Source organism: Mucilaginibacter sp. Mucisp73 (genome assembly GCF_059491465.1).
The window spans coordinates 6,522,395-6,535,097 of record NZ_CP168507.1 but is presented as its reverse complement, the minus strand read 5'-3'; the positions used below and the strand labels follow the sequence as shown (position 1 = coordinate 6,535,097).

Genomic DNA, 12,703 nt, shown 5'->3' with positions numbered 1-12,703 from the left:
TTGCAATTTAAACACCTTGAATTAAGCGGGGGCGTTTAATTTGCAAGGCAAAATTATACCATAACCTTCCGATTGCAAACAAATAAAACAATTTGTTTTTATTCTGCCGATTTTACCGTAAATGTAGTACGACGGTTAAGTTGCCTGCCCTCGGGGTTATCTTTGCCATTTGGTAATTTGTTTGGGGCGATGGGCATTCTTTTGCCATAGCCGCGGGCTGTAATACGTGCAGACTTAATGCCTTGCAGTAACAGGTAATCAACACAAGCCTCCGCACGGGCCTGCGACAACTTCATGTTCGCTGCGTCAGTGCCTATCCCATCGGTATGCGAGCCAAGCTCGATCTTAATTTTAGGGTTATCGTTCATGATGGCAACCAGTTTATCCAGCGTATCAAATGATTCGGACCGGAGATGGGCGTTACCAAAATCAAAATAAATATTTTCGATAGTTATCTGAACATTGATCTTATAATTCTGCAGGCAAATTTCGGGGTTAATGAGCGTATCAATACCCGGCTTTACTATCGGTGCAGGAATAACTTTGGTAAAGTATCCCTTTTGCGAAATCTCCAGTTTATACCTTGGCAGTTTTTCCTTTACCTGGAAAACATAATCGCCTTTGGCATCGGTTACTTTAACAGCCAAACCCATTTTTACGTCCGGATCTTTAAGGATCACCCTTGCCCCTGCCATACCACCATTAGTGCGGCAATCAATTACACGGCCACTGATATATAAAAACTTATACTGCCCGGTAAACAGGCTTAAGCAGCAGTCAGAGCCGCGTGCCGAACTCAGGTAAAATTTATTTGGATTGGTTGGATCAAGGCTGTAGTACAAGTCGTCTTTAGATGAGTTAACCGGGTAACCTAAATTAACCGGGGCCGACCAACGACCAAAATCTCCTTCGCTGCGGTAAACATCAAAGCCGCCCATACCGGTAAAACCATTCGAGCTAAAAAACAACACTTTATCAGCCCGGTCATAATATGGCGACTGTTCATCATATGCTGTGTTTACCGCATCGCCCAGGTTACTTACAGTTTTCGGCTGCCCGGCATCATCAAGGTTACTTTCCCAAATGTCGTCACCGCCTTCACCGCCGGGCCTGTCGGATGCGAAAAACAATCGCCGGCCATCAGCGCTAACAAAAGGGTGCTTGGAATTATAGCCTTCGGCGTTAACAGTATTATTCAGCCTTACCGGCTGCTGCCATATGCTGTTTACCAGTTGACTAAAATAAATGGCAGATACTGTTTTCCCGTTCTTTTTATACCAGCGGGTAAGGTACATCCTGGTGCCGGTACCATCAAGCGCAGGTGTAGCATATTCAATTTGTCCTTCTTTATCAAACGCGTTAAAGTTTGTGGCAAGCGCTTTAGTTGAATCGAGGATGGCCGAACTGTAAACCCTGTTGGTATAAAGCTTATCCTTATCAACCAAGCGTGATGAGGTAAACCAATACCTGCCCAGGTTAACGGTAAGGGCGTAGTCGCCCTGGTCTTTATTTAAAAACACCAAAGCCGATACATCAACGGCGCGTGGGTGTTCCAATTGCTTCAAGGCATATTCGCACGAGATTATTTCTTTTTTAGCGAGAGCGGCATACTGCGGATCGGGGGCGTTGCCTGCAAACTGCTTTAACTGGACCAAAGCTTCATTATACTTCCCGTTTGCCTGCAGGCAGATGCCGTACCAAAGCGGTACTAACGGATATTGGGCAGTTGGTGCTTCCTTAGCCAATTGGGCATACCATATGGTAGCATCAGTATAATCTTTATACAGGCGGTATGATTCGGCCAGGCGATAAATAATGTATTGATTAGTCTCAGCTTTTTTTGAACTGATTTTTTTTACTGCTGATGAACGCTGCACACTGCCTTTTGGTTCATCGGTTGTACCATCGGCAATATGCTTGTAATAATACGCGGCAGTATAGTACTCATGCCTGCTAAAGGCGGTGTCGGCCAGTGCCCTGTAGTTTTTCGCCTGTCCAAATGAAACCAACGGAAAAAACAATAGTAAGAAATAAGGTAATAGTTTTTTCATATTATATCCTTGGGCAAATTGGGGCCGGGGAATCAGTGTAGCGACTAAATATATAGCTTATTGATAGTTCAAAACCGCCGCGGCCTGATGTAACCGCGCGAAGCCCTGAAGTATTAAAATCATAACTGGCACCAATCACCATCCTGCGGATATGGTAACCAACGTTGGCAATTGCAGCATCCTGTACCCGGACCATACCACCGAGTACCAGGCCGTTATCATCGGCAAACTTAAGTTCAGAATATAGTCCGAAAGCTTTGATCTCGCCTTTGCCTTGTTTAACGTAAACTGCGTTTGGGATCAGGTCAAAAAAATCAGACGCTTTTATACGCACACCGCCATGTGCAGTAAACCGCATAGGCAATTTGCTGGCTATACCACCCGCGGCAAATGGATCTGTTACATCATTGATATGGTTAATACTAAGTCCGCCAAACAAATTGGCTTTATTCATTGGGTCGGCATTGTAATAATAGATACCGGCGCCTGCATCAAATACCGTTTTTGACGAATAACCAAAATTTTCGAAATTGGGCAATGTAGGGTCGAAGCCGCTGTTCGGGTCGTACTGGTTATCAGACTGGAGCTTACCCGGATCAAAACTACGGCTGATAACACCCGCCTGCAAGCCGAAATGCAGCCGCTGATTACCATCACCTGACAGCGTTATGCCATAACCGAATGAACCATAAGCTGTAAAGTAATTGTACCCGGCAGTGCCTGCTTTTTGATCAAGGATATTAAGGCCGATGCCCACTTTATCGGTTGGCTTGAAATCGGCCGATACACCTGCTGTGCGGTAGCCATTGTTGATGTTTGCCCACTGGTCCCTGTAGTTGGCAGATAAGCGCGTATCGCCGTCAAAAACGCCCGTAAGCGCAGGGTTGAGCCAAAGCGGGTAAGCGTAATACTGTGAAAAATGCGGATCAACCTGCGCCTTCACCGTTCCTGCAACTGCAAACTGCAGCGCTATTGTAATAATGAGTAGTAGTTTCTTCATCTTAATAGCGTAATTGTTCCTTTTTTATTCAATTGCGCCCCGTTATTCATTGCCGCTTTTAAATAGTATACGTATACACCCACGGGCATCAATGAGCCTTTATAATAACCATCCCATCCTTTGTTAACATCGGTTGATGTAAAAACCAATTGTCCCCATTGGTCATACACATTAAAAGAAAGTGTCTTTATATTTTTTCCATGTGCATAAATAATGTCGTTATTTCCGTCGCCATTGGGGGTAAAGTTGTTGGCTACATATATTACATTGTTATTATCGATGGTGGCGGCGGTAACCGCGGCCGAAGCCCCGCTAAGCGTACATGACGATGCTCCCAACGCCTTCACTGTGATGGTAACAGACTCGTTTAGGCCAAGGCCGTTCACTTTATGCATTAAACCGTTACTGCCCGAACTTGGCGCAGTATAGGTTAAACCATTGTTGGTACTTACCAGGTAACTGGTAGCGCCGCTTACCGCACTCCACTCAAAAGCTACGCTCGATGAGGTAACTTCGCCAACCGTTACCACCGGCGCATCAAGCGGCTTGGTCATCTGTACCTGCACTGTAACTCTTCCGCTGCTGTTGCACCCGGTGTTGTTGGTCGCTTCCAAATAATAATTTTTTGCCGATGTTAAGTTAGCCGTAACATATGTATTGCCCTGAGCAAGCAGGCTTCCACCGGTCGGCGCATCATACCAGGAAATAACTGCCCCGCCTGATGCGGACGCGGTTAATGTGGCACTGGTGCCCGGGCAAACAGAAGTGCCCGAACTGCTTACTGTAACCACCGGCAACGGAATGATAGCTACACTAACCGTCCCCCGGGCCGAAGAGCCGCATCCTGCAGTGTTAACGGCCTGTACATAATAGGTTGTTGCCGCTGTTACGTTGCTGATTGTATAACTGGTCCCGCTATGTAAAATGTTAGCATCGGTGGCGCTGCCGTACCAGTTATAAACAATACCGCTTTGCGCGTTTTGTATGGTAATTATTGTTGTGGAGCCGGAGCAAACGCTAACGGTGCTTTGTGTAAATTGCGGCACCGCCGGTAATGGCGAAACAGTTACCTGTATTGTTGTTAAAGGACTGCTGCAGGCGCTGTTAGATGCCTCAACATAATAACTTTTGCCTGCGTTTAAAACAGGAGTTTTGTAGGTAGTACCCGTGGCAAGTATTGTAGTTTTAGCAGGCGAATCATACCAGTTGTAAGTTAACCCGGCCTGCGGCGAACTAATCGTTAACGTGGCTGCGGTTCCCTGGCAAATGGTTAGGCCCGATGCTACGGGCGACGGTGCAGGCGGAGGTGTTAAAACCTGAACACTAATCACATTACTCACCATGGGGGTTGTACAGGTACCTGATGATACTATACGGCGGTAGTAAGCGCCCTTACTTAATACCGGCGGGTCATAACTTTTTAATGTGGCCCCGGCAATATTAGCAAAGGTTATATTATCGGCAGATGACTGCCATTGGTATGAAAAAGTACCATCACCACCGGCAGGTGTGCTGCCCGTAATTGCCGAAGGGTTACCGGTTACACAAAAATCAGTAACTGTGGGCGCTGTGATCTGGTTATTGGTTACCGCTATCACGGGCTTAACAGTTAAACTTATCTTTCCGCGTGATGTAGAACTGCAACCTGTTGAACTAAGTCCCTCTACATAATAAGTTACCGCTGATGTTACATTTTGCAATACGAAAGTGCTGCCGGTATGCAAAATATTGGCATCAGTTGCAGTACTATACCAATTATAAATAACGCCGCTTTGCGAATTTTGCACGCTGAGTGTCACTGTTGAGCCCATACAGGCTGTAACCATTGTTTGAGAAAACTGAGGCACAGCAGGCGCCTGGGTAACCTTTACCTGTATAGTTGCTAACTGGCTGCCGCAAGTGCCGTTTGATGCTTCGACATAATAATTTTTGCCTGCGTTTAAAACAGGAGTAGTGTATGAGGTACCTGTAGCAAGCACCGTGGTTTTAGCCGACGAATCATACCAGTTGTACGTAAATCCGGCCTGCGGCGAGGCAACCGTCAATGTAGCCGGGGTTCCCTGGCAAATGGTTATTGTTGACGCTGCAGGTGATGGAGGTGGTGGCGGCGTTGAAACCTTAAGGAGCACCACATTACTAAGCGCCGGAGTTGTACATGCACCGGAAGAAACCATACGGCGATAATAAGTATCATTGTTTAAGACCGGCGGATCGTAGTTTTTTGATACAGCACCCGAAATATCATTAAATGTTGCGTTATCTGTGGATGATTGCCATTGATATGAAAAAGTTCCATCGCCCCCTCCGGGCACGCTACCCGTAATAGCCGCCGGATTGCCTGTTGAACAAAATTGGGTAACAGGTGGCGCTACTATCGTATTGTTATTTACCGCTGCTATCGGCCTTACGGTAACATCGTAATAAGAATCATAATCTACTACGCCGGCGGTAGAGATCCTGCGGCGAAGGCTGTATACAATACTTGAAGCAGATGTATTTGTTAACGAAGATGTGATATAATCTTTTTGAGTATTTGCCGACGGTGCATTTACCCAGTTCCCGTTGTTATTTATTTGCCATAGATAGCTGTCGGGCACGGGGTTTTTTATATCGCCGTTAAGTACAGCTGCAGCAGCGGAGCAAATGGTGATTGCCTGCAGCGGGGCAACCGTAATATGGTATGGAGTAAACCGTGGTTCAACAGACCGCGGCTCCGTGTTAACAGGCAATGGGGTTTCAAATGCCCGGCTAAAACCAGCGGACGGGAGAAAAAACAGGCAAAATATTGCCCATAATACTATTTTATATAGAAGTGCAGGTTTAGGGTGCATAGCTTAAATTAACGGATAATGATAATAATTATCTTTCATATTACTAAATTTTCAAAATATTTAATCACTAACCAAACGGTTTCAACGCCAACCAGCGCTGAGTTGACCCAATCAGTTATGTTAATTAATTATTTTATTGTTAATCCAGGTTTATTAATAACGTTATATTAAAACGGTATCCTAAGCTCTTCTACGATACAATTAATTATAATGTTCACATTATCAAAAAATTTCAAAATATGCTTTACTGCAATTGAAGCTATCACAAGTTTTTACCTTTTAAAGGATAGGGCAAAGCCGTACCGGTTGAGTGCATGATGTAAAAAACCATGAGTTATCGATAATTCAATTTACATGAAGTACATTCAATAAGGGACTGATGAAGGGCAACCTGCGCCGGTAGCGGTTTTATTTAATTAACCATAAACGGTAAATGCAGCCCGGCTAATAACATAAACGGCAATATTATTGTGAACGCGGCGGCAATAAAACTATATAAAGGCCTGGAATACTATAGCAATTAATACAACTTAACTCATACCTTTTTCAGGATGCGATCAAATACTATATTAATATCTTCTGAAATTTTTAAAATATATGCCAAAAACACGTAAACCACGCCCACGATAACCGATCTGTAAATCATATCTGCAAATACATTCTTTAACGACGGAAGATAAAGCCCGATAAGCAGGCAAACCGTAAAGATCAGTAATATATATACGTGTGCCATTGCGAGAGGCTGCAGGTTAAACTTAATTTTAACAAACAGCCAATAAGCAAAGTTTAGTACAAACATGGTGATCAGGTATGATAAGGCAGCACCCATCATGCCTAACATAGGTATCAGGACCAAATTTGACAGCACACAAAAAACCACCCCCGAAACAATAAAAACAGTGGTAAGCTTGTAATATTTAGATACATTCATGATGTAGCCATTTAACCCTCCTGTCATATCAACCAGAAAGGCCACGCCCACTATAATAAATACATTGAAATAATTGGCGTACTCAGGTTTATGTAACAACATTATAATAAACGACCTGTTAATAACCAAGCCTATGAAAAGCAGGCAACCGATAAGCATTTGCACTACTGATGTCTTATAATAAATTTTACCAATCTTGGCCAGATCATTGGTAACCCATGACTGGGCTATGATCTGCAGTGAGGTGCGGCCCAATGCCTTGGCCGGTAAACTTATCACTACCGCAATGGCGAAAAACGTACCATAAATACCTACATAACTAAATGACTCTTTGGTAAGCATGCTCAGCATCAGGGTATCAAGGTTCTGGATCATCACAAAGGAGCTGCCACTTAATACCGTAAAAATGCCATAACTCAAAAACGTTTTTCTTTCGCTTAGCAGTTGAGCGCCAACAGTCGAAAACTTAAAGTGCCGGCCTTTGCTAATATAGGCAAGCAACACCAATACAGCTACCAGGTTAGCTGTTATATATATCATCAAAAAAAAATGGTAATCAACCAGCTTAATGGCTATCAGCAAAACGCCCGCCGTTGTGAACAAACGTAACCCTACTTCGCGCAAAAAGGAAGAAAGTACATTTTTAAATACTGTAAGCGCCAGGTTTTCCAGAACAGAAAATACCAGCGTAAAAAATGACAAAGGAATAAGGTAATAGAAATACCTGATCAGTAGCGGAGCTCCATCCTTATTCTTATAGTAGCTAATAATAAAATCCTTAAAAATTACAAAAAGCACCGTGAAGATCGCAAAACCTATCAGGCTCCAAACAGTAACAAAAGATGCGAAACCGCCATGCTTCTTATCGTCGCTGCGATAGTAAGGGAAATATTTAAGAATGATATTACCAATACCTAACCCTGCAAACTGTGCATAAAGCAGCGATATGGTCCCCATTAAAATAAAAAAACCGATCTCTTCTGTGGTAAGGATCCGCTGAAAAAGAATGATAAGGTTAAAGAAACCTAAAGCAACTCCCGCATACAATATGAGGCTGTTAAAAAATCCCTGTTTTTGTAATAGGTTCATTTAATTTTGTTATTGCTGATGCTGCTTTGGATAATATGATCAAGCAAAGCGATGCGCATGTGAATATCATAATTATTAATCATGTGGTTCCGCGCCGCTTTACCCATTTGCACGGATAATTCAACCGATTCCGCAAGGATGCTCATTCTTTCGGCCATTCCGGTTATATTGTATTCATCAACCAAAAAGCCAGTCTCGCCATTAATAACAGCTTCCTTGATTCCCGAATGGCGGGTTGAAACTACCGGCAAACCTGATGATGATGCTTCGAGCACGGTAACCGGGGTACCTTCTTTGTCGCCATTGGCCGCTGTAACCGAGTGTTGTACAAATGCCCGCATGGTTTTCATTAACGTGCGTATTTCTTCAGGCTTTAATACCCCGGTAAGCGTAACCTGCTCATTAAGCCCAAGGTCGGCAATCAGCTCCCGGGTTTCATCAAACAGCGGTCCGCCCCCAACCATCCACAGCCTGGCATCGGGGTGTTTTTCCTGTAAAATTTTAAAGGCCTCAACTAAGGATTGAGGAGATTTCTTTTCAACAAAACGCCCTACGAATAAAAAATCTTTAGCGGAGGCTGATGTATCAAGTAAAGGGAAAGCAGCAGTATCCACTCCGCATGAAGCGGTAAACACTTTATCGGCAGGAGCGCCCATTTCTTTCAAAGTAGCAGCCATATCTACCGATACAGCAATAAAGGCACTCGCGTACTTAAATGCATCCTGGTAAAGTTCGGCATACTCGGCAACTGTATCGCGATGATAAACATCGGCTCCATGAAAATGAATAATCAGGGGAACTCCGGCTAATTTACAAGCTTCAGTAACAGATGCACCAACCATGCCATATTCAGCAAATACAGCATCTATTTTATGCTCTTTTAAATATTTATACAAGGCACAGGTACGTACCTTAATATTTTTCCTCTTAAAGATTCTTTTTTGGATGAGATAACTTAGCAGGCCCAGTTTTGAGCGGATCAGGGTTTTGCCTTCATGATCATAAACAGGAAAGGCGCCGCCGTATAAAACTTTTTTATTACCAGCCAGGCCATCAATATGCGCTTGTATAAAGGTCTCGGAAAAAGCAGACTTATTTGGCTTTATGATGCATAAATTATACGCCTGGCTCATTTCAACCTAACTTTTTACGGACATAATACCGGCGGAAGAAACTGCCCATTTTATACACCGCCTTATTAAAGATCCTTCGGCTGCGTTGTGACGCGGTTACCGGTTTTGGATGAAAGAACGCGGCTTCGAAATCGTCATTTTTTTCCAATACGATGTGTGCATAATCGCCTACGTTCCACACGTTTTTGAGTTCGTACAGGATTACCTCAGTACCGGTATCTGCAGCCAATTTACCAATAACCTCAAAAGATATATGCTCATCAACAGGCTGCATGGTTTCGGGCTTATTAACTAACGACCATTTTAAGTTAGCCGGTGTAGGGACCGTTAAAACAATGCGGCCTTTATTGCGTAATATTTTTGCAAGCGCGGCATGAACAGCAGGCCTGTCTGTAACAGCTATATGTTCATACACATCCATAAAAACAATCAGATCAAACTGTTCATTAAAGGTATCGGGGGTAAGGATGCTTTCCTTAAAATTGAGCTTGCTGTCGCCAAAAAGCTTTTGAGCAATCTGAATAGACATTGTGCTGATATCAATTCCAGTAATAACGGCATCGGGCCAGTATTTACGCATCCGCGAACAGATATTGCCCATACCACAACCTACTTCCAAAATGCGGGCCGGTGTTGACGGCGTAAAACGTTTAATGGTTTCCCAACCAAACTCAATACGGGGGTTAACTACAATATAATCATTAAGCTTGTTTTTAACGTGCTCGTCATAATAAGACACAACATTTTCGCGGTTCGGATTTTCAGTCATTACAGATTACAGAGAATATAAGGCTATGCTTTGCAGGCACAAAGTTAATAAATAATATCAAAGGAGATTTTGGGCAATAATAACATAGATAACACCATCGCGGCCAGCCGGTACCTGAATATATATATTATTGAATAAATACTTATCTGTGTGACAATCAACTCGCAGTTAAGGATAACGCAGTGGTTAAAATCGATACCTGGTACTTGCTAATACCGATCCTTAAACTGTTTTTATCATTTCAATAGTTTTATCCTCCAATTTCAAAGGGAAGATATCCGCGTGCAAAAAAAGAAGGGGACGGTAATTAGTGGTTACATTTCATGCGACTAATTTAACAGTTTTACGTAGCTTTTCATCTTTCGGTTTAAAACAGAACAGGTTTCCCCGCATGAGAAAACCTGTTCTGCCTTAGGCGATCATAATCAATATGCTGTTCACATCAATTGCTCTTTATTACAGATCCTTTGATAGTCCCTTCAGTGGCTTTCCTTTTTGCTTCTGCCTTGGTAGTGATCAGTATAACACCGTTTGCGCCCTGCTCACCATAAATGGCAGTTGCGTTTTTATCTTTCAAAACAGATATGCTGGCGATATAATCCGGATTAAGTTGATGCATAATCTCATCTGTTGTCTGAGCTTTGCCATCAACTATCAATAATGGCTGATTAGAGTATTTGAGCCCATCGCGAAGAATTATATTTGACTTTTTTGCAGTATCAATAACCAACCGACCGGCATATATTAGCCGATTAGTGTTAGATGGATTTACAACAGCACCGGTTTTATTTTCGCCTGGTTTTGCAGATTTATCATCGGCCAATGTAAAGCTTATCGGCACAGAATACTGTACTTTCACCGGCTTGCCATTCTGAATTCCCGGTTTCCAGGCGGGTGACATACTTAGCACCCTTACGGCTTCTTCGTCGCAACCTGAACCTATCCCTCTTACGACCTTCATGTTCGATAAAGACCCATCTTTTTCAACAACAAAAGTTATGATCACCCTGCCCTGAACATTATTATCACGGGCAGCTTTGGGATACCTGAGATTAGTCATCAAAAACTTACCGAAGGCTTCTATCCCTCCATTAAACTCCGGTACCTGCTCAACAGATGTGAATACGGCATCTCCTGATTGACCCGAAGCTATAGAAAATTTTGCCGGAGCAGTAGTCTTTGTAGTATCATCGCTGGGAGCAAGCGTAAAACTGATAGGCACTGAATATTGAGTCCTTACCGAACGATTTCCCTGCATACCGGGCTTCCAGTTAGGCGATAGTTTTATCACCCTTAATGCTTCGTTATTCAGATCATCCGTAATACCCTTTACAATCCTTTCATTTGAAAGCGTGCCATCCTTTTCAACAACAAAGGTTATGATCACCCTTCCCTGGATCTTTTGTTCACGGGCTGTTGCAGGGTATTTTATATTGGTAGATAAAAATTTACCAAAAGCCCCCGGCCCGCCCGGAAACTCAGGCAAACGGGCAACCGCAGTATATACCGGTGAGGTATCAGCTGCTACAACCTGCCTTTCAAGTTTAAGAGGCTCATCAATAGTAATCTCCGCCACTTTACTGGCCGGCGTCGAGAAAACTTTATCGGCCTTAGTGTTGATGACCGTAATGGTATCACTATTATTAATTGTAGCTGATGACAGTACCATCATCAAAATAAACAGAGGGGCCGACAGTCCGTATTTAATAAGCGTTATCCGGTGCGATTTATTTTTTTGCAACATGATAATACGTTCTTTCAACAAACTTTTGTTAAAAAATGAATTAACCAAGTTGTGTGAAGGCGTATTAAATGTTTGGCTTAAAAGCAGCATGGCATAATCGGCCTTATCAGTACCGGCTTCAACAGCATGCCTGTCGGCTATAAATTCGTGAATATGCTTGATCGCCCGACGATAGAAATAAACAATCGGGTTAAACCAGTTAATGATCATCACCAGTTCAACCAGCAACACATCGGCCGAATGCCATTGTTTGGCATGTACATCCTCATGCGTGGCAATTGCTTCATTGGCCTCCCCATCGGCATTTAATTTCACGGTTTTGAAAAAGGAATAGGATACCTGTGATTGCGGCTGACTAATCACCTTTTTTAGCTTAAACAACTGCCAGATCAATCTGAGCGATAAAAAAACGATACCCACGGCGTATATAATAAACAACACCTCCCCTATACTAATAGGCGATTCTTCAATAGGTTTAAAGTGATAAACCAATACCGGGCTACTGTACAGGGTATACTTTACCTGCTGGGTAATAAATAGATTTTGCACCCAATCGGCCTGGATAACGGGTATCATAAATGATAGTAAAGCGGCACTTACCAGGTAAAGCCTGTTAAGCTGAAAAAAGGTTTCTTTACGAAGCAAAAGCACATAAAACCCGTAAAACAGCAACAGGTATATGTTTACCAGTAATAAATATTGCCACCAGCTCATAATTACTTTTCTTTTAGTTTTTCAATCAGTTTCATGATCTCATCGGCCTCTTTCAGGTCGATCTTTTCTTTCTTTACAAAAAATGAAAGCATACGGTTAACAGAGTTGTCAAAATAACCGCTCAGTAATTTGTCGGCAGCAAAATTCTGGTATTGCTCCTTGCTGATTACCGGGTGATACTCATGACTTTTACCAAACGCTTCATGCCCAACAAAACCTTTTGTTTCCAGGATCCGGATAATTGTTGATACCGTATTGTAAGCTGGCTTAGGCTCAGGTAACTGTTCGATAACGTCTTTAACATACCCTTTTTTTAATTGCCATAGCACTTGCATAATCTGCTCTTCGGCGCGGGTTAACTCTTTAATTTCCATGTGCGTACTTTTAAATTAATACCTCGTGTATTAATATATTTAATTGGTTTAACTAAGGTAAGTGATG

General features: G+C 42.9%; 8 protein-coding genes. All 8 read right to left on the bottom strand.

What is annotated here, in order from left to right:
* Positions 1 to 98: 98 nt before the first annotated feature.
* The 8 genes from ACEN82_RS27235 to ACEN82_RS27200 all read right to left on the bottom strand — a co-directional run bounded on the left by ACEN82_RS27235 (position 99) and on the right by ACEN82_RS27200 (position 12,636).
* Complete coding sequence (locus tag ACEN82_RS27235; RefSeq protein WP_413321226.1) at positions 99 to 2,051, bottom strand: OmpA family protein; 1,953 nt, start codon at positions 2,049 to 2,051, stop codon at positions 99 to 101.
* Between the two features lies 1 nt (position 2,052).
* Positions 2,053 to 3,051 (bottom strand): PorP/SprF family type IX secretion system membrane protein, encoded by a 999-nt coding sequence (locus ACEN82_RS27230; RefSeq protein ID WP_354486972.1) that lies wholly within the window; start codon positions 3,049 to 3,051, stop codon positions 2,053 to 2,055.
* Positions 3,048 to 5,882, bottom strand: a complete 2,835-nt coding sequence (locus ACEN82_RS27225; protein WP_413321227.1) for a T9SS type B sorting domain-containing protein — start codon at positions 5,880 to 5,882, stop codon at positions 3,048 to 3,050. The genes ACEN82_RS27230 and ACEN82_RS27225 overlap by 4 nt, the downstream gene beginning before the upstream one ends.
* A gap of 535 nt (positions 5,883 to 6,417) precedes the next feature.
* Entirely contained in the window at positions 6,418 to 7,902 is a 1,485-nt protein-coding gene (locus ACEN82_RS27220; protein WP_413321228.1) for a lipopolysaccharide biosynthesis protein, read from the bottom strand.
* Complete coding sequence (locus tag ACEN82_RS27215; RefSeq protein WP_413321229.1) at positions 7,899 to 9,035, bottom strand: glycosyltransferase; 1,137 nt, start codon at positions 9,033 to 9,035, stop codon at positions 7,899 to 7,901. Before ACEN82_RS27215 ends, ACEN82_RS27220 begins: the two co-directional genes overlap by 4 nt.
* 1 nt (position 9,036) lies before the next feature.
* Complete coding sequence (locus tag ACEN82_RS27210; protein ID WP_413321230.1) at positions 9,037 to 9,804, bottom strand: class I SAM-dependent methyltransferase; 768 nt, start codon at positions 9,802 to 9,804, stop codon at positions 9,037 to 9,039.
* Between the two features lie 442 nt (positions 9,805 to 10,246).
* Positions 10,247 to 12,262: a TonB family protein gene (locus ACEN82_RS27205; protein ID WP_413321231.1), complete on the bottom strand. Its 2,016-nt coding sequence runs from the start codon at positions 12,260 to 12,262 to the stop codon at positions 10,247 to 10,249.
* 2 nt (positions 12,263 to 12,264) lie between these two features.
* Entirely contained in the window at positions 12,265 to 12,636 is a 372-nt protein-coding gene (locus ACEN82_RS27200; protein WP_090534685.1) for a BlaI/MecI/CopY family transcriptional regulator, read from the bottom strand.
* Positions 12,637 to 12,703: the final 67 nt, after the last annotated feature.